This window comes from Nocardioides sp. R-C-SC26 (genome assembly GCF_021246465.1).
GTDB lineage: Bacteria > Actinomycetota > Actinomycetes > Propionibacteriales > Nocardioidaceae > Nocardioides.
The window spans coordinates 157351-175340 of record NZ_JAHRHK010000002.1; the positions used below are offsets into that span (position 1 = coordinate 157351).

The 17990-nt window shown below is 70.2% G+C and carries 17 protein-coding genes; 13 read left to right on the forward strand and 4 right to left on the reverse strand.

Going from position 1 to position 17990, the window contains the following annotated elements; all coding sequences use genetic code 11:
- Nucleotides 1–152 precede the first annotated feature (152 nt).
- From KSO97_RS18135 to KSO97_RS02420, 3 genes are read left to right on the forward strand one after another with little or no spacing between them, the layout of a single operon-like run.
- Nucleotides 153–1451: an FHA domain-containing protein gene (locus tag KSO97_RS18135; RefSeq protein WP_232676283.1), complete on the forward strand. Its 1299-nt coding sequence runs from the start codon at nucleotides 153–155 to the stop codon at nucleotides 1449–1451.
- A 41-nt stretch (nucleotides 1452–1492) separates the two neighbouring features.
- On the forward strand, nucleotides 1493–2641 hold the full coding sequence (locus tag KSO97_RS02415; RefSeq protein ID WP_232676284.1) for an RDD family protein: 1149 nt from the start codon (nucleotides 1493–1495) through the stop codon (nucleotides 2639–2641).
- Nucleotides 2638–3042 (forward strand): SRPBCC family protein, encoded by a 405-nt coding sequence (locus KSO97_RS02420; protein ID WP_232676285.1) that lies wholly within the window; start codon nucleotides 2638–2640, stop codon nucleotides 3040–3042. The genes KSO97_RS02415 and KSO97_RS02420 overlap by 4 nt, the downstream gene beginning before the upstream one ends.
- A gap of 73 nt (nucleotides 3043–3115) precedes the next feature.
- Here KSO97_RS02420 and lepB read toward each other — a convergent pair whose 3' ends face one another.
- Together lepB and KSO97_RS02430 are read right to left on the reverse strand one after the other, a co-directional pair.
- Nucleotides 3116–3931, reverse strand: coding sequence for a signal peptidase I (lepB, locus tag KSO97_RS02425; RefSeq protein ID WP_232676286.1), 816 nt, complete (start codon nucleotides 3929–3931; stop codon nucleotides 3116–3118).
- A gap of 72 nt (nucleotides 3932–4003) precedes the next feature.
- On the reverse strand, nucleotides 4004–6169 hold the full coding sequence (locus KSO97_RS02430) for a S8 family serine peptidase (protein WP_232676288.1): 2166 nt from the start codon (nucleotides 6167–6169) through the stop codon (nucleotides 4004–4006).
- Nucleotides 6170–6298: 129 nt separating this feature from the next.
- Between KSO97_RS02430 and KSO97_RS02435 the strand changes: the two genes are divergently transcribed.
- Both KSO97_RS02435 and KSO97_RS17715 read left to right on the forward strand, forming a co-directional pair.
- Entirely contained in the window at nucleotides 6299–6919 is a 621-nt protein-coding gene (locus tag KSO97_RS02435) for an HAD family hydrolase (protein WP_232676289.1), read from the forward strand.
- Between the two features lie 63 nt (nucleotides 6920–6982).
- Nucleotides 6983–7378 carry a cold-shock protein gene (locus tag KSO97_RS17715; RefSeq protein WP_308188246.1) on the forward strand — a complete coding sequence of 132 codons (396 nt, stop codon included), beginning with the start codon at nucleotides 6983–6985 and terminating at the stop codon, nucleotides 7376–7378.
- Between the two features lie 22 nt (nucleotides 7379–7400).
- Here KSO97_RS17715 and KSO97_RS02445 read toward each other — a convergent pair whose 3' ends face one another.
- Nucleotides 7401–8837, reverse strand: coding sequence for an MFS transporter (locus tag KSO97_RS02445; RefSeq protein WP_232676290.1), 1437 nt, complete (start codon nucleotides 8835–8837; stop codon nucleotides 7401–7403).
- 106 nt (nucleotides 8838–8943) lie between these two features.
- Between KSO97_RS02445 and KSO97_RS02450 the strand changes: the two genes are divergently transcribed.
- Entirely contained in the window at nucleotides 8944–9732 is a 789-nt protein-coding gene (locus KSO97_RS02450) for a DUF3027 domain-containing protein (RefSeq protein WP_232676490.1), read from the forward strand.
- 132 nt (nucleotides 9733–9864) lie between these two features.
- Nucleotides 9865–10095 (forward strand): DUF6458 family protein, encoded by a 231-nt coding sequence (locus KSO97_RS02455; protein ID WP_232676291.1) that lies wholly within the window; start codon nucleotides 9865–9867, stop codon nucleotides 10093–10095.
- A gap of 39 nt (nucleotides 10096–10134) precedes the next feature.
- On the opposite strand, the gene KSO97_RS02460 is transcribed toward KSO97_RS02455, so the two are convergent.
- Nucleotides 10135–10425 carry a DUF2530 domain-containing protein gene (locus tag KSO97_RS02460; protein ID WP_232676292.1) on the reverse strand — a complete coding sequence of 97 codons (291 nt, stop codon included), beginning with the start codon at nucleotides 10423–10425 and terminating at the stop codon, nucleotides 10135–10137.
- A gap of 109 nt (nucleotides 10426–10534) precedes the next feature.
- On the opposite strand from KSO97_RS02460, the gene KSO97_RS02465 reads away from it, so the two are divergent.
- From KSO97_RS02465 to tuf, 6 genes are all read left to right on the forward strand, one after another.
- Nucleotides 10535–11959 (forward strand): NCS2 family permease, encoded by a 1425-nt coding sequence (locus KSO97_RS02465; protein WP_308188247.1) that lies wholly within the window; start codon nucleotides 10535–10537, stop codon nucleotides 11957–11959.
- A gap of 131 nt (nucleotides 11960–12090) precedes the next feature.
- Nucleotides 12091–13383: an MFS transporter gene (locus tag KSO97_RS02470; protein WP_232676294.1), complete on the forward strand. Its 1293-nt coding sequence runs from the start codon at nucleotides 12091–12093 to the stop codon at nucleotides 13381–13383.
- 219 nt (nucleotides 13384–13602) lie between these two features.
- Complete coding sequence (rpsL, locus tag KSO97_RS02475; RefSeq protein ID WP_056681807.1) at nucleotides 13603–13977, forward strand: 30S ribosomal protein S12; 375 nt, start codon at nucleotides 13603–13605, stop codon at nucleotides 13975–13977.
- A 1-nt stretch (nucleotide 13978) separates the two neighbouring features.
- Entirely contained in the window at nucleotides 13979–14449 is a 471-nt protein-coding gene (rpsG, locus tag KSO97_RS02480; protein ID WP_232676295.1) for a 30S ribosomal protein S7, read from the forward strand.
- 77 nt (nucleotides 14450–14526) lie between these two features.
- A complete protein-coding gene (gene fusA, locus KSO97_RS02485; protein ID WP_308188248.1) occupies nucleotides 14527–16650 on the forward strand; it encodes an elongation factor G in 2124 nt (707 codons plus the stop codon).
- 84 nt (nucleotides 16651–16734) lie between these two features.
- Entirely contained in the window at nucleotides 16735–17928 is a 1194-nt protein-coding gene (gene tuf / locus KSO97_RS02490) for an elongation factor Tu (protein ID WP_232676297.1), read from the forward strand.
- Nucleotides 17929–17990: the final 62 nt, after the last annotated feature.

Sequence of the window (17990 nt, forward strand, 5' to 3'; positions counted from 1 at the left end):
CCCGCTGCTGCGTGGGCGCCCCCCGCCCCCCGCGCGGGAGGCCATGACAACGCGACGGCCATCGTGATCGATGTGGTGGGATGGGCTCCCGACCGGCCCTACGACTCGGTCGCCCAGCGCGAGAGTCTCGAGCAGAAGTTGGGAGCGTTGCCGTGAACGAGTCCGCAACCCCGATCCTCACCGACGTCGCACCGGCGTGGTCCTACCGTCACGGTGAGTGGTTCGCCGTGGTGGGTCCGGCCGCAGTGGTCCTGATGCCATCGACGGAGAAGGCCCGGGTCGCCGCTCTGTGGTCGATGGTCGACGACGGCGCGGGCTTCGACGCCGTGCTCGACGCGGTACTGCAGGGAGGCCTGGGCTCGCTGCCCGGCCTCGTGCTCGTCGGCATCGACCCTGCGGGCTCGCCGTCCAAGATCCTCCTCCGCGGAACCGGCGTGACGGCGCGGGTGCAGGGCGAGGGTCCTCCCGTCGACCTCGACGGCGGATCGGCGATCACCTGGGTCGAGCACACCATGGAGACCGTGCAGACGCTCTCGGTGGTCGTCGGTGATCACGCCGCCTCTCCGGACCTGCCGGTCGTCGCAGGTCTGGTGCGGGCCGGCCGTCTCGACCTTCCGCCGGTGCCTTCTCGGCCGACGAATCCGCCGGAGGTCGCCACGGACTCTGTCCTCGCAGCCGAGCCGGGGGACCATGTCGACGCCGCACCGGAGCTCGCCGAGGCGCCTCCGCTCGCCGTCGTCCCCGTCGCCGGGTCAGGTCCGGCCGACGTCGGTGCCGGCGAGGCAGACCCGTGGGTCGACGAGCTCGACCAGAGTGACGAGCTCGCGCCGCCGTCGGCCCTCGACGACCTGTTGGGAGAGCCGGTCCCTGCCGAGCCGTCGCCGTTGGATGCGGAGGGCGACACCAGCAACATGGGCGCCCCCCTCCCGCCTCCCATGGCGTCCCTGCCGCTGCCGCCGGCTTTCGAGGCAGATCGGCCGGCCGTCCCGACGCCGCCCCCGCCGCCGGACTGGCCCAGCGCCGAGACGATCGTGCCCGGCACGCCGGCTGACGGCTCGGCGCTCGACCCGTCCGTGCCGCTGGCACCGCTCGCGCCGCGCGGTCTGGTCGCTCGACTCGTGCTCTCCAGCGGTGAGTCCGTCGACGTCGACGGCGTGGTGCTGATCGGGCGCGCACCCGAGGCGAGCAGGATCCCCGATCCCGACCCGCAGCTGGTCGTGGTGCCGAGCCCGATGCACGAGATCTCCGCGACGCACGTGGAGATCCGTCCCGGGTCCGGTGCCGACCTCGGCTCGGCGGTCGTCACCGACCTGGGCTCGACCAACGGCACGGTCGTGATCCAGCCCGGGCTCGGCGCCGAGGAGCTCAAGCCCGGCATCGCAGTGCAGCTGATCCCCGGAGCGGTGATCAATCTCGGCGACGGCATCACCATCCAGGTCGCCAGCGCTTGAGCCTGCCGACTCCAGCCATCTCCGACGGATCCTGACCGACGATGCCGACTCCCGATACCGCTCTCGCCGCCGAGCTCGATCGCCGCTTCTACGCGTTCGCGCTCGATCGCGCCGTGGCATGGGGACTGATGGCGGGCGCCGGGTATGCCTCCTGGCGCTTCTACCTGGACGACGGCCGGGTCGGTGCGGGCATCGGCGTCATCGTGGGCGCGGTGGCGGTGGTGTCGCTGGCCTTCGCGGTGCCGCTCGGCGTCGCGGGTGTCTCGCCCGGCAAGGCGGCGCTCGGGCTACGGGTGGTGAGGTCGGTCGACGGCCGCCCGATCGGGATCGCGGCGGCGCTCGTGCGCACGGCCTTGCTGGGCATCTTCACCCTCCCCACGCTCGGGCTCGGGCTCGCCACGCTCGCGTGGACGGCCGTGATGGATCCCGGCGGCAAGCGGCGCGGCATCCACGACCGGATGACCGACGCCGTCGTGGTCGACGTCCGACCTCGCCCCGAGCCGGAGGCCCCCGACGCCGACGGTCTGCGTCAGGTCGTGAACCTGACCGCCATGCGTCTGCGTCCCGCGCCGGCCGATCGGGCGGCCGTATCCGCGAGCACGGGCCCGGCGGCATCGAGTTCGACCCGAGCTGATGGAGCGTCCGGTGTGCTGCGGGCCGCTGCCGCTCCGGCAGCGCCGCCCAGCGTGCCTCCCGACGCCGCGCCGAGCCGGGGCCCACGTCCGACGTCCCCGCCGGGTGGTCGGCCCGCAAGTCCTCCCGCGGGTTCGCTCGGTCCGCGGCCCTCCTCGCCGCCGCCGATCGCCGGGGCGCCAGCGACCCGGCGCGGCCAGTGGCGGGTCGACTTCGACACCGGCGAGGGGTTCCTCGTCGAGGGCCTGGCGCTGGTCGGTCGCCGTCCCGAGGCGCGTGCCGGCGAGCCGGTGCGGCACCTGGTGCCGCTCCCGTCCTCGGACATGTCGGTCTCCAAGACCCACGCGCAGTTCCAGGTCGTGCCCGACGGCGCGCTCGTCGTGATGGACCGGGGGTCGACCAACGGCTCGGTGGTCGTGCGCGGTGAGGTCACCAAGTCACTCACCGCGGGCCGTCCGACGACCCTGATCGACGGCGACGTCGTCCGGTTCGGCGACCGCAGCATGCGCGTCACCCGCGTGGATCGCGCCGCCGATGTGCCACAGTCCGACGCATGACCTTCGAGCACACCGAGACCGCCACGACGACCGCCTCACCTGATCGCGTCTGGCAGATCTGGAACGACGTCGCGACGTGGCCGGACTGGGACCCCTCCGTGGCCGACGCCCGGCTCGATGGTCCGTTCGAGGCGGGCACGACCGGCACGATGACGCTGGCCGGCCCGATCGAGGTTCCGCTCGCGCTCGACGTCGTCGAGCCTGGTCGCCGCTACCTGGATCGGCTCACGATGGGCGAGCTGGTGATCGCCATCGACCACGTCGTCGAGGCGACGCCGGACGGCAGCGTCATCACGGTCAGCACCGTGATCTCAGGCCCGGGCGCCGAGGGCATCGGACCGATGGTGACCGCCGAGGCGCCGGCCGCGATCGCGCGCCTGATCGAACTCGCGCAGGGGTAGACCATCGCAACAGGCTGGACCGCTGGAACGTGGTCATCGAGCTTGTCGAGATGGGCCCGGGGAGTCGCGCCGCTCAGTCCTTCGGGTCCGGGACGTCGTCGAAGGCGCCCGGCGTCCCGATGAAGCCGGCGTGCCCCAGCGGCCACACCAGCGCGAACACCTTGCCGACCACGAGGTCCAGCGGCACGAAGGCCCGGTCCTCGTCGCACGACTTGGAACGCGGGGGGCAGAGCCGGTCGGAGGAGTCCGCCGACGCGGCGCGGTTGTCGCCCATCACGAAGAGACGGTCCGGCGGGACGGTGACGTCCCAGTCCCGGTCGCACCCGTTGACCATCGGGCCGTCGCAGTCCGGCTGCGGCGCGATGAAGTCGTCCTCGTCGATCGGGACGCCGTTGATCATCAGGCGACCCTGCTCGTCGCAGCACTCGATGGTGTCGCCCGGCAGGCCGATGACGCGCTTCACCAGGTGCCCGCCGGTCGGGTAGAGGCCGACCCTGGCCAGCGCCTTGGCCAGGAAGGTCTGCGGACCCGGCTCAGGGCCGAAGAGCCAGTCACCGGGGTCCTCGAAGACGACGACGTCGCCGCGGTCGGGCACGTCGTCGAACCAGTAGGAGACCTTCTGCACCAGGATCCGGTCGTTGACCACCAGGCCCGGCTCCATCGATCCCGAGGGGATGTAGAAGGCCTGGACGAAGAAGGTCTTGATCACCAGCGCCATGCCCAGCGCGACCGCGAGGAGCACGATCGTCTCCAGCCACAGCGGCGTCTTGCGCGAGGTGCGCTCGGCACGCCGACCAGCGTGTCGACTCGTCGCCGGCTCGGGAGATGACTCCTGGCTGCCGCTGTCGGGCGACGGGGCGGACGTCGGCTCCACGTCGTCTTCAGGCACGGGGGGACCCTACGCCAGCGAGGATGGGAACCTGTGCCCAACCCGTTGCGGGGCGGAGTGTCGCTGACCGGTTCACCGCGCCAGCACGATCGGGACCCGGGTGAGACTGCCGTCGCTGCCCCGCCATTCGATCCAGCCGGTGTCGACCCGGCCTCCGGCGGGTGCGAGCGCGGAGATCGTCACCGCGGCACGCTCGCCGCGCCGCAGCGTGAGTGTCGTCGGAGAGACGGTGACGGCGTGGCGGGTGCCCACCACGGTGGCGCTGTAGGTCTGCTGTCCGCGGCCGATCGCCGTGACCTGACGGCGCGCATCGAGCACGCCGTCGGTCAGCACCACGGCCGTCGTGTTGAGCACACCGCGCCCGCCGTCCCACCAGGCGCGGTAGCTCTCGACCGGGACCTCCAGCGTCAGCCCCGGCAGACGTCGGGCGGGGGCTACCCGGCCGGCGCCGGAGCGCAACGCGGGACCGGGGACCGGCCGGGCGGCGGTGACCAGGGCCGACCGGGTCGCCTCGGGGCTCAGGCCGGAGCCGAGAAGCGCGGCGGCGACGCCCGCGGTGTGTGCCGTCGCCGCGGAGGATCCGGTGACGAAGTCCCACGCGCTCTCGCGGCCCGCTGGCACGGCGGCCAGCACGCCGGCACCGGGCGCGACGACGTCGGGCTTGAGGAAGCCCGAGCTCAGATCGCCACCGGCAGACCAGCGGGCGACCCGAGCCGGCGAGGAACGCGGCGCGATCGAGCGCAGGGCAGCACGTGCGTCGTCGTTCCGGCGCATCCAGTGCAGGAGAAGGCGTCCTTCCCCGGCGCCCAGATGCACGGTCGGGACGCGGTGCACGTCGGCGGCGACCGCCGAGCCGCGTTCGTTGACCAGGACCATCCCCACGCCGTCGGCGAGCGCGACCGCGCGGGACTTCTCCACTCGCGGCACCACACCACGACGGCACACCACGATGACGTCGTCGGCGGCGCGAGCGTCGAGGCTGCCCGGCACGCAGGCGCGCGCGTCGCCGATGCGGGCGCCCGGCGCGACGAGCTCGGCGGCATCCACGAGGCGGCGCTGCGGCAGGCCCGCGCGCGACAGCATCGCGCCCACGAGGCGTGGCCCGTCACCGAGGACGACGCGCCCCCGGCGCGGCTGCTCGGACGTTGCTCCGACCGTGGTCACCCAGGGGGCGGGGTGCGCGGTGGCGCCGTCGGGCCCGCGGCTTCCGGCGGCCGCGACGACCACGCTCCCACCCTCGGTGGCACCGAGCAGTGCGAGCTCGACGGCGTCGATCTCGCCCGGTCCGCCTACCGAGAGGCTCACGACGTCCACACCGTCCCGAGTGGCCTGGTCGATCGCGGCGACGAGATCGGCATTGGCGCAGCCGTCGTCGGCCGGGTCGGGTGCGCTCCAGCACGCCTTGTACACGGCGAGGGCCGCATCCGGTGCCTGGCCGCTGAAGCGTCCGAGCCGTTCGCCGGCGACCCGCACGGGGACGCGGGCGTTGCCGGCGGCCAGCGAGGCCATCTGCGTGCCGTGGCCGTCGGTGTCACGAGGTGAGAGCAGAGCGGCCGAGCGGAGTGCGTCGGCGCCGAAGCCGGAGACGAAGTACCGCGCGCCCACGACCTTGCCGTTGCAGTCGTCACGGGACCACCGCTCGCCGGTCTGGCAGATTCCGGCAAAGCGGCGCTGTGGCGCGGTCGCTGCGCCGGCGAAGAGCGGGTTCTCCGGAGAGATCCCGGTGTCGATCACCGCGATGACACGTCCGGCACCGCCCTGGCGCGGCGCTGCGCCGAGCGCGCCGATCGCCGCAGCGGGGGCAGCAGCCAGCGGACGGATCCGATTCGGCTCGACGAGAGCCACGGCCGAGTCGGCGCGCAAGGTAGCGGCCTGGGAACTGCTCAGTCGTGCAGCGAAGCCGTTGAGCGCGCTCGTCCAGCGGTAGACGGGGTCGGGAGAGCCGACCTCGGCCAGCAGGCGTGACTGCTCCAGCGCCATGGCGAACGCAGCCAAGGGCGCGGTCGCCGCGTCACCCTCGCGATGACCGGCGGTGCCGGGGCCGTGCAGCACGACGACGTAGAGCCGGTCGCGGTGCCCGTCGCCCGGCCCAGCCCCCGCCGCGGCGGATCCCGCTCCGGAGACGAGGCCCAGCCCGCCCAGGCATGCCACAGCCGCGGTCGCGGCGACGGCCGTCCTCGCGCCGCGACGGCGACGCGCGCCGAGGCGCTGTCGGATCGTCGTGGGGGTCATGGACATGGTGCGGGCCGTTCGTGTGCGGGGAAGGACGTGGGTCGGGCATGCCGCGACCCGCGCCCCATTCTTCCTCACGGGCGGAGCGAACGCGCAGCGAACCTCGGGATCGGCAGCGGGCGCTACCGTGGCGAGGTGTCCGCCCCGCCCGCCCCACTGGTCGTGGGTTTCGACCTCGACATGACCCTGATCGACACTGTGCCCGGTTTCCAGAGTGTCCTTCGCGCGCTCGGTGTCGAGCTCGGTGTCGAGTTCCCCGTCGAGTTGATGACGGCGGCGCTCGGGCCGCCGCTCGACCTGATGCTGCAGCCGTATCTGCCCGCCTCGGAGATCGCTGCCGCCGGCGACCGTTTCCGCTCGCTCTACCCCGAGCACGCGGTCCGCTCCGTCCCGCTCCTGCCGGGGGCCGCCGAGGCGGTGGACGCCGTGCGCGACCGCGGCGGTCGGGTGCTGGTCGTCACCGGCAAGTATGCGCCCAACGCCCAGCTGCACCTGGATCACCTCGCGTTGGACGTCGACCACCTCGAAGGCTGGGTGTGGGGCGTCGGCAAGGCGGACGTCCTGCGTCGCGAAGGTGCTCAGATCTACGTCGGCGACCACGTGCACGACGTGGAAGGAGCGCTCGCCGCCGACGCGCTGAGCGTGTCGGTGCTGACGGGGGGTTGCACGCGCGAGGAGCTGCTGGCCGCCGGTACGCACGTGGTCCTGGAGGGGCTCGGGGATTTCCCGTCGTGGCTCGCCGGATGGCTGGACTAGGGTTCGGCCTGGCCCACGCACTCGACGGCGTGGGCTTCGTGACGTGAGTAGAAGGGGATCGCCGTGCCCAGTGGCAAGGTGAAGTGGTTCGACACCGAGAAGGGCTTCGGCTTCCTCTCCCAGGAGAGCGGGCCGGACGTATACGTGCACGCCGATGCGCTGCCGGCCGGCACCGAGACGCTCAAGCCGGGCACGCGCGTGGAGTTCGGGATCGCCCAGGGGCGCCGCGGCGAGCAGGCGCTCCAGGTCCGCGTGCTCTCGGAGCCCTCGTCCGTGGCGCGCAACCAGGCCAACGCCCGGCGCAAGAAGCCCGAGGAGATGGCCACGATCGTCGAGGACGCCATCACCATGCTGGACGCCGTCGGTGAGGCCTACCGGCACGGTCGCCACCCCGAACGCGCCGGCGGTCGTGCGGCGGCGAAGGTGCTGCGCGCGCTCGCCGACGAGCTGGAGTCCTGAGCCCCTCGGGCAGGGTGCCCGCCTACCGCGCCGGACGACGTCCGGGGCGCGAGGAGAGCACGAACAGGGTCCAGGCGGCCAGCACCGCGAACGCGACGCCGAGACCGAGGTTGGGCTGCTGCGGCATCGCGATGCCGACGAAGCCGCCGATCACCCAGGCCAGCTGCAGCGTGGTGTCGCTGCGCGCGAAGGCGCTGGCCTGCACGTGGGCGGGGACCCCGGACTGGATCGTGGAGTCCAACGACACCTTGGCCAGCGACTGGGCCAGGCCGGCGGCGAGGCCGAGACCGGCCAACGCGAGTACGCCGTAGAACATGGCACCGACCAGCACCATCGCGGCATCGGCCAGGAGCGCGAACATCACGGTGACCGCGGGGTTGATCTTCTTGAGTACCGAGGCGAGCAGGATGCCGATGGTGTTGCCCGCGCCGGCGCCGCCGATCACGATCCCGATCAGCAGCGCCTCCTTGCCCTCCCAGCCGTCGACCGGATGGTCGCGCAGCAGGAAGGCCATGTACATCGTCAAGAACCCCGACAGCCACCGGGGCCCGAGGTTGGCGCGCAGGGCGAAGGCCACCTGCGGCGGGATGAGCGTCCCGCGTCGCCCGCCCTGCCGAGCGCCGTCCTCGGCGCGCAGGTGGAGCTGCTGCTCACCCTCGCTGGAGTCGACCTTCGCGGGGAGCAGGATCGCCGCGACGGTGCCGGCCACGAAGACCACGAAGGCGTAGCGCAGCGACCACTCCGAGCCCACGTAGGCCGCGAGGCCGGCGATCGGCGCGGAGAGCGCGCCCCCGACCACGCCGGCGAGCGAGACCCGCCCGTTGGCCTTGACCAGGGTGAAGTCCTGGGGCAGCAGACGCGGCACGGCAGCTGCCCGGGTCACGCCATACGCCTTGGAGGACACCAGCACGCCGAGTGCGGCCGGGTACAGCAACGCGGAGTCGGCGGCGACGGCGCCCGCCAGCACCCAGCAGAGGAAGCCGCGCAGTGCGAACGTCGCGCCGATGGCCCATCGGCGACCGTGGCTGAAGCGGTCCAGGAACGGACCGATCAGCGGCGCCACGATCGCGAACGGCAGCATCGTCAGGCCCAGGAACAGCGCCACCTGGCCCCGCGCCTCACTCGTGGCGCCGGCGAAGAAGACCGTGGTGGCGAGGGAGATCGCCACGGCCGCGTCGCCGGCCGCGTTGACCGCGTGCAGGTAGATCAGGCGATTCAGGCCGGACTGCTCGGCCCCTTGAGCGTTGGCAGCCCGTTGAGCCTGTCGGACGGCGAACTTGGCGCCGCGGCCGGTGACGCGCGCCGTCGCGCGTAGACCCTTGCCGGTCGCCTTGGCGCTCGTCGTCAGACCCTGGCCGACGGCGCGGCTCCGCTGGCCGCCTGCGCCGCCAGGGGCGCCGTCCGGGGTGGCTCCGGAATCGCGGCCGGGGACCGGCGGGTCCGGTGGCAGCGAGGTCATGGGCACCATCCTGCCCAATGCCCGTACGCACGACCTCCCCCGGTGCGGGCGCGGCGGGGGCCTCGCGCGAGCCCAGTGTTGGCCTCCGCTCGGTCGATCGGCGATGATGCCGGGCGTGACCACCCTCCAGCGTTCCCAGCCCGACACGGTCAGCGCGCGCGCCGTCGAGGTGGCGCGCACCGCGCTGGTCGACGAGGTCGGAGCCGACCAGGTCGGCGAGCACCTCGGCGTCGAGGCGGAGGCGGACTCCGAGCGACTGGTCACTCACTACTTCGCCTGCCGCCAGGCGGGTTACGTCGGATGGCGATGGGCCGTCACGGTCACGCGCGCCTATCGCCAGCAGGTGGTCACCGTCGACGAGGTCGTGCTGCTGCCCGGCTCCGAGTCGATCGTCGCGCCCGATTGGGTGCCCTACCGCGAGCGGATCCGCCCCGGCGACCTCTCGCCGGGAGACCTGCTGCCTGTCGCCGACGACGACCCGCGCCTGGTGCCGACCTACTCATTCGGGGACGACGTCCTCGATGCCGACGAGAAGGCCCAGATCCGCACGGTCGCCAAGGATCTCGGCCTCGGGCGGGTCCGCACCCTCTCGATCGAGGGCCGCGACGCCGCCGCCCAGCGTTGGTTCGACGGCGACCAGGGCCCCGGTTCGCCGTTGGCCCAGGCGGCGCCGGAGTCCTGTCACAGCTGCGGGTTCATGCTGCGGATCGCCGGTTCGCTGTCGGAGACGTTCGGCGTCTGTGCGAACGGCGATGCCAACGACGACGGTCGCGTCGTGGCGTTCTCCCACGGGTGCGGCGCACACTCCGAGGTTCGCCTGGGCAAGCGCCAGGGTCCGCAGCCGCTGCCGGACCACGTCTTCGACTCGCTCAGCGAGACCTACGACACCGTCTGAGCCACCAGTCCGGCCCATCCGCTGCTCCCGGCACGCCCCACCCGTCAGGGTGGATTGGGACCGGTCCTCCGGGGTGAGGATCCCTGGAGATACAGGGCTTCAACGGGAGCCCTCGAAGGATGGAGAGGTTCGATGGGTTACGGATTCGGAGCGTTCCTTCTCGCCGTGGGCCTGATCCTGGCTCTGGCTGTGCAGGACTCGATCAACGGGGTCGATCTGGTGATGGTCGGGTGGATCCTCGCGGCGGTGGGCGCGGGCACGATCGCGCTCTCGGCGATCTCGATGGCGAGCAGCAACCGCTCGCGCAGCGTCACCACGCACCCCGACGGCTCGCAGACCGTGCAGGACTCGCGCACGGCGTGACCTGCAGCTCCCGCACCTGCGGGTAGACCTGCTGTGCGATCAGACGGCGTCGGCGTCGCGCTCTGCGCGGAAACGTCGGCGCCGTCTGCAGTACTCCAACCCGAAGAGGCCGAGCCCCACGCCGGCCAGACACATCCACAGCCACCACGTCGTGCCCTCCCGCTCGAGGCGGCTGTAGAACGGCAACAGGGCCAGGAAGGCGAGGAAGAAACCCGCGGTCCCGACCTCGACCGTCCGCACGCCGTCGACGTCGAGCGGTTCGACGTGGGCGACCAGGTAGGACCGACGTCCGAAGTCGTGCTGAGTCGGCTGATCGTCACGCAGGTCCACGAGGCCACCCTACGCACCGACGCCGTCGGTTCGAATCGGTCTGGACCGCGCACTCGCCGAAATCTGATGGCAACCCACGAGAGCATCCCGTTCTGCCACAGTGACGCCCGTGAGTGCTCTCGACACCTATTTCAAGATCAGCGAGCGGGGCTCCTCGATCGGCCGTGAGGTCCGGGGAGGTGTGGTCACCTTCTTCACGATGGCCTACATCGTCGTGTTGAACCCCCTCATCATCGGCACCCAGCCCGACGCCGACGGCAGGTTCCTCGGCTCCGACGGCAGCGATCCGAACCTGACGGCGGTCGCGGCCGGAACGGCGCTCGTCGCCGGGGTCCTGACGATCCTGATGGGAGTCGTCGCCAACTTCCCGCTCGCCCTGGCCACGGGGCTGGGGCTCAACGCCTTCCTGGCGTTCTCGATCGCCACCGAGATGACGTGGGCCGACGCGATGGGCCTGGTCGTCATCGAGGGTGTGCTCATCCTGATCCTCGTGCTCACCGGATTCCGCACAGCGGTGTTCCGCGCCGTCCCGGCGCAGCTGAAGATCGCCATCTCGGTCGGCATCGGCCTCTTCATCGCCCTCATCGGCTTCGTCGACGCGGGATTCGCCACCGGCTCGGGGGCGGCCAGCCCGCCGGTGCAGCTGGGGCGCACCGGTGTGCTCGGCGGTTGGCCCGTCGTGGTGTTCGCGCTCGGCCTGGTGCTCACGATCGCCCTGTGGGTGCGCCAGGTGAAGGGCGCGATCCTGATCTCGATCGTCATCACCACCGCGGTCGCCATCGTGATCGAGGCCATCGGCGACCTGGGTGCGTCCTATGCCGACCCGAACGGTTGGGGACTGACCGTGCCCCGGTTCCCCGACACCTGGACCTGGCCCGAGTTCGGCACGCTCGGTGAGTTCAACCTCCTCGGAGGGTTCAAGGAGGCCGGCGTCGTCGTCGCGCTGCTCTTCGTCTTCACCCTGATGCTGGCCGACTTCTTCGACACCATGGGCACGATGACGGCCATCGGCGCCGAGGCCTCGCTGCTCGACGACGAGGGGATGCCGCCGAACACGCAGAAGATCCTGGTCGTCGACTCGATCGCGGCCGCCGCGGGCGGCATGGGCGGCGTCTCGTCCAACACCAGCTACATCGAGTCCGCCTCCGGCGTGGGCGAGGGTGCGCGCACCGGACTCGCCTCGGTCGTCACCGGGGTGCTGTTCCTCCTCACGATCTTCGCCTCGCCGCTCGTGGAGATGATCCCGTCCGAGGCCGCCGTCCCGGCTCTGGTGCTGGTGGGCTTCTTGATGATGCAGCAGGTCACCGGCATCGACTGGACCGATCTGGAGATCGCCATCCCGGCGTTCCTCACGATCGTGCTCATGCCCTTCACCTACTCGATCACCGTCGGCATCGGAGCCGGGTTCCTCTCCTTCGTCCTGATCAAGGTGGTGGTCGGCAAGACCGCCGAGGTCAAGCCCCTGATGTGGATCGTTGCCGCGCTCTTCGTCGTCTACTTCGGGATCGACCCCATCACCGAACTGCTCACCTGATCACCGGCGGAGCAGGTACCGACCCGCCTCCGCCAAAGCCGTCACCGCGGCCCGCCGGGAATGTCCCGGCGGGCCGCGGNNNCCCCCCCCGCGGGATTGCTCGGGGCGGCCCGCGGCGTTGTGCAGGTCAGATGAGTCCCACGTTCCGATCCCTCGCCAACCCGAACTACCGGCGCTACGCAGCCGGGTCGCTGGTGTCGAACACCGGAACCTGGATGCAGCGGGTCGCCCAAGACTGGCTCGTCCTCTCTCTCGGTGGCAGCGGCGTGGCGCTGGGCATCACGACCGGGCTCCAGTTCCTGCCGATCCTGCTGCTCTCGCCCTACGCCGGGGTCGTCGCCGACCGGCTGCCCAAACGGCGGCTGCTCCAGGTGACCCAGGCGTCGATGGGGATCACGGCGGGAGCGCTGGGGTTGCTCGCGATCCTCGACCTCGCCCAGATCTGGCACGTCTACGTGCTGGCGTTCGTCTTCGGTGTCGGAGCCGCCTTCGACGGACCCGCGCGTCAGTCCTTCGTCTCCGAGCTCGTGGACGCCGACGACGTCACCAACGCCGTCGGGCTCAACTCCGCGGGCTTCAACCTCGCGCGGATCCTCGGGCCCGCGCTCGCAGGTCTCCTGATCGGTGCGTTCGGCGGTGGCGCGAGCGCCACCGGGTGGGTGATCGGACTGAACGCCGTCTCCTACCTCGCAGTCATAGCCCAGCTCCGCCGGATGGATCAGGATCTGCTGCACCCGGCCCGGCCGACGCAGCGACGGCGCGGGGCGCTGCGCGAGGGCGTTCGCTACGTGGCCGGTCAGCCCCGGATGGTCTTGATCCTGATCGTGGTGTTCTTCGCCGGTACGTTCGGGATGAACTTCCAGATCACGTCGGCACTGATGGCCACCGACGTCTTCGCCAAAGGAGCCGGTGAGTTCGGCGTCCTGGGATCGGCGTTGGCCGTCGGGTCGCTGACCGGCGCCCTGCTCGCGGCACGACGCACCCGGATCAGGCACCGCATGCTGGTGCTGGCCGCGGTGGGCTTCGGCGTCGCCGAGATCGTCGCGGCGACGCTGCCCAGCTACACCGCGTTCATGCTGTTCTGTCCGGTGATCGGGTTCTGCACGCTCACCCTGCTGACCTCGGCGAACTCGATCCTGCAGGTCAGCGCAGCCCCGGAGTTCCGGGGACGCGTGATGGCGCTCTACATGACGATCGTGATGGGCGGCACCCCGGTGGGATCTCCGATCATCGGGGCCATCGGTGAGCACTGGGGCCCGCGCTGGACCCTCGCGGTCGGGGGAGCGATGACGATCCTGGGCGCTGTGCTCGCGGTCGTCGTGTTCGCCCGCTCCAGCGGCGGGATGCGGTGGCTCTGGGGGCAGACCAGGCCGATGAGGAGCCGTATCGAGCCGGCCGAGGACGTCGTGGCACAGGCCTCGTGAGCTCGACGCCGGCGCCTTCGGGAGATCCCGGTCGTCCCGTTTTGCCCCGCTCCGAAGCGGCCGGTAGCCTCGTTCACCGTGTCTGGCTTGCGCCGGGCACTGAGGCGCGCCCTGAATCGACTCGGTCGGATCTGGCGTGCGCGGCACGAGAGCCAGACCGCAACACCCGTGCTCGGCAAGTCGCCGAGTTCTGAGAGTAGACCGAAAGGGAACCACCCGGTGCCCACCATTCAGCAACTGGTCCGCAAGGGCCGACAGGACAAGGTGTCGAAGAACAAGACGCCTGCCCTGAAGGGTTCGCCCCAGCGACGCGGCGTCTGCACGCGCGTCTACACCACCACCCCGAAGAAGCCGAACTCCGCTCTGCGCAAGGTCGCCCGCGTGCGCCTCTCCAGCGGCGTCGAGGTCACCGCTTACATCCCGGGCGTGGGTCACAACCTTCAGGAGCACTCGATCGTGCTCGTCCGCGGCGGCCGTGTGAAGGACCTTCCCGGCGTCCGCTACAAGATCATCCGCGGCTCGCTCGACACCCAGGGTGTCAAGAACCGCAAGCAGGCTCGCAGCCGCTACGGCGCCAAGAAGGAGAAGAGCTGATATGCCGCGCAAGGGTCCGGCCCCGAAGCGGCCGATCGACGTCGACCCGGTCTACGGGTCGCAGCTGGTCACCCAGCTCGTGAGCAAGGTGCTGCAGGACGGCAAGAAGCAGGTTGCCCAGCGCATCGTCTACACCGCCCTCGAGGGCTGCCGTGAGAAGAACGGCACCGACCCCGTCGTCACGCTCAAGCGTGCGATGGAGAACATCAAGCCGGCGCTGGAGGTCAAGTCCCGCCGGGTCGGTGGCGCGACCTACCAGGTCCCGATCGAGGTCAAGGGCAACCGTGGCACCACGCTGGCCCTGCGCTGGCTCGTGGGCTACGCCCAGGACCGTCGCGAGAAGACGATGTCCGAGCGTCTGATGAACGAGATCCTCGATGCCTCCAACGGCCTCGGTGCCGCGGTGAAGAAGCGCGAGGACACCCACAAGATGGCTGACTCCAACAAGGCATTCGCCCACTACCGCTGGTGATCTCAGACGGCGCCTGCCCTACCCGGGCGGGCGCCGTCCTCACCGCCGATTCCCAACCGTAAGGAACGCAGACCACCGTGGCTGTCAACATCACGACGGACCTCAACGTCGTTCGCAATATCGGCATCATGGCGCACATCGACGCCGGCAAGACCACCACTACTGAGCGCATCCTCTTCTACACCGGTATCTCCTACAAGATCGGTGAGGTCCACGACGGCGCTGCCACGATGGACTGGATGGAGCAGGAGCAGGAGCGCGGCATCACGATCACGTCGGCCGCGACGACCTGCTGGTGGAAGGACCACCAGATCAACATCATCGACACCCCCGGCCACGTCGACTTCACCGTCGAGGTGGAGCGCTCGCTGCGCGTTCTCGACGGTGCTGTCGCGGTGTTCGACGGTGTTGCCGGTGTCGAGCCGCAGTCGCAGACGGTGTGGCGTCAGGCGAACAAGTACTCCGTCCCGCGGATGTGCTTCGTCAACAAGCTCGACCGCACCGGTGCCGACTTCTACCGCGTCGTCGACTCGATCGTGCAGAAGCTGAACTCGACGCCGCTGATCCTGCAGATCCCGATCGGCGCCGAGGGCGACTTCATCGGTGTCGTCGACCTGGTCGAGATGAACGCCAAGGTCTGGCGCGGTGAGACCCAGCAGGGTGAGGACTACGTCGTCGAGGAGATCCCCGCCGATCTCGCCGACAAGGCGACCGAGTACCGCGAGTTGCTCGTGGAGACCCTCGCCGAGGCCGACGACGACATCATGGAGGTCTACCTCGAGGACGGCGACAACTTCGACGTCCCGACCCTGAAGGCCGCCATCCGTCGTGCCACGCTGGCCGACAAGGTCAACCCGATCCTCACCGGCACCGCGTTCAAGAACAAGGGCGTCCAGCCCCTGCTCGACGCGATCGTCGACTACCTGCCCTCGCCGCTCGACGTCGACGCGATCGTGGGTCACAAGCCGAACGCGGAGGAGACCGAGGAGAACCAGGTCGTCCGCAAGCCGTCGGCCGACGAGCCGCTGTCCGCGCTCGCGTTCAAGATCGCCGCCGACCCTCACCTGGGTCGCCTCACCTTCGTGCGTGTCTACTCGGGCAAGCTCGAGGCTGGCGCCACCGTGCTGAACTCCAGCAACGGACGCAAGGAGCGAATCGGCAAGGTCTACCAGATGCACGCCAACAAGCGTGAGGAGATCGCCTCGGTCGGCGCCGGCCAGATCGTGGCCGTCATGGGCCTCAAGGACACCCGGACGGGTCACACCCTCTCTGACTCCTCCAGCCCGGTGGTGCTCGAGTCGATGACCTTCCCGGCCCCGGTGATCGAGGTCGCCATCGAGCCGAAGACCAAGAGCGACCAGGAGAAGCTCGGCGTCGCGATCCAGCGTCTGGCCGAGGAGGACCCGACCTTCGTCGTCAAGACCGACGAGGAGACCGGTCAGACCATCATCGCCGGCATGGGCGAGCTCCACCTGGAGATCCTGGTCGACCGCATGAAGCGCGAGTTCAAGGTCGAGGCGACCGTGGGCAAGCCGCAGGTGGCCTACCGCGAGACCATCCGCGGCTCGGTGGCCAACCACAGCTACACCCACAAGAAGCAGACCGGTGGTTCGGGTCAGTTCGCGAAGGTCGTGATCTCGCTCGAGCCGAACATCAACCCGGAGACCGGCACGGGTGCCGGCTACGAGTTCGCGAACAACGTCACCGGCGGTCGTGTGCCGAGGGAGTACATCCCCTCGGTCGACCAGGGTGGCCAGGACGCCATGGAGTTCGGTGTCCTCGCCGGCTACCCGATGGTCGATGTGAAGTTCAGCCTCGAGGACGGCGCGTACCACGACGTCGACTCCTCCGAGCTGGCCTTCAAGATCGCCGGAAACCAGGCCTTCAAGGAGGCCGCCCGCAAGGCCAAGCCTGTCCTGCTCGAGCCGATGTTCGCCGTGGAGGTGACGACGCCGGAGAACTTCCTCGGCACCGTCATCGGCGACATCAACTCCCGCCGGGGTCAGGTTCGCGCGCAGGAGGAGCGTCACGGCGACCTCGTCGTCAGTGCCCTCGTGCCGCTGTCCGAGATGTTCGGGTACGTTGGCGACCTGAGGTCCAAGACCTCCGGCCAGGCTTCGTACTCGATGGAGTTCGACTCGTACGCCGAGGTTCCCACGAACATCGCCGACGAGATCATCAAGAAGGTCCGGGGCGAGTAAGACACTCGCGTTCCGCCGGACCCTCGGCCGCACCACCCTTTGCAAGTACGAGTCAGGTAACAACCACACCAGGAGGAGCCCACAGTGGCTAAGGCGAAGTTCGAGCGGACCAAGCCGCACGTGAACATCGGCACGATCGGTCACATCGACCACGGCAAGACGACGCTGACTGCAGCGATCTCGAAGGTCCTGCACGACAAGTACCCGGACCTCAACGAGGCGTCGCCGTTCGACTCGATCGACAAGGCTCCCGAGGAGCGCCAGCGCGGTATCACCATCTCGATCGCGCACATCGAGTACCAGACCGAGGCGCGTCACTACGCCCACGTCGACTGCCCCGGTCACGCCGACTACATCAAGAACATGATCACCGGCGCGGCTCAGATGGACGGCGCGATCCTCGTGGTCGCCGCCACCGACGGCCCGATGCCGCAGACCAAGGAGCACGTGCTCCTGGCCCGCCAGGTCGGTGTCCCCTCGATCGTGGTCGCGCTCAACAAGTGCGACATGGTCGACGACGAGGAGCTCATCGAGCTCGTCGAGATGGAGGTGCGCGAGCTCCTCAGCGAGTACGAGTTCCCGGGCGACGACATCCCGGTCGTTCGCGTGGCGGCCTTCCCGGCCCTCAACGGCGACGCCAAGTGGGGCGAGTCGATCGCCGAGCTCATGACCGCGGTGGACGAGTACATCCCCCAGCCCGAGCGTGAGACGGACAAGCCGTTCCTCATGCCCGTCGAGGACGTCTTCACCATCACCGGTCGCGGCACGGTCATCACCGGTCGCATCGAGCGCGGCATCATCAAGGTCAACGAGGAGGTCGAGATCATCGGCATCCGCGAGACGGCCCAGAAGTCGACCGTCACCGGCGTCGAGATGTTCCGCAAGCTCCTCGACGAGGGCCAGGCCGGCGAGAACGTCGGTCTGCTCCTGCGCGGTACCAAGCGCGAGGACATCGAGCGCGGCATGGTTGTGATCAAGCCGGGTACGACCACCCCGCACACGAACTTCGAGGCGAACGTCTACATCCTCTCCAAGGAGGAGGGCGGCCGTCACACGCCGTTCTTCAACAACTACCGCCCGCAGTTCTACTTCCGCACCACGGACGTCACGGGCGTCGTCACGCTGCCCGAGGGCACCGAGATGGTCATGCCGGGTGACAACACCGAGATGTCGGTCGAGCTCATCCAGCCCATCGCGATGGACGAGGGCCTGCGGTTCGCCATCCGCGAGGGTGGCCGCACCGTCGGTGCCGGTCGCGTCACCAAGATCACCAAGTGATCTGAGCGCCCCGGCGCACCCTGCTTCACCCACGAGGGGGAGAAGGTCGCCCGCGCGCCGGC

Coding starts and splice junctions, on each gene's coding strand:
- KSO97_RS02415 (WP_232676284.1), top strand. CDS start 1,493: ATGCCGACTCCCGATACCGCTCTCGCCGCCGAGCTCGATCGCCGCTTC.
- KSO97_RS02420 (WP_232676285.1), top strand. CDS start 2,638: ATGACCTTCGAGCACACCGAGACCGCCACGACGACCGCCTCACCTGAT.
- KSO97_RS02430 (WP_232676288.1), bottom strand. CDS start 6,169: ATGTCCATGACCCCCACGACGATCCGACAGCGCCTCGGCGCGCGTCGC.
- KSO97_RS02445 (WP_232676290.1), bottom strand. CDS start 8,837: ATGACCTCGCTGCCACCGGACCCGCCGGTCCCCGGCCGCGATTCCGGA.
- KSO97_RS02450 (WP_232676490.1), top strand. CDS start 8,944: ATGCCGGGCGTGACCACCCTCCAGCGTTCCCAGCCCGACACGGTCAGC.
- KSO97_RS02455 (WP_232676291.1), top strand. CDS start 9,865: ATGGGTTACGGATTCGGAGCGTTCCTTCTCGCCGTGGGCCTGATCCTG.
- KSO97_RS02470 (WP_232676294.1), top strand. CDS start 12,091: ATGAGTCCCACGTTCCGATCCCTCGCCAACCCGAACTACCGGCGCTAC.
- rpsG (WP_232676295.1), top strand. CDS start 13,979: ATGCCGCGCAAGGGTCCGGCCCCGAAGCGGCCGATCGACGTCGACCCG.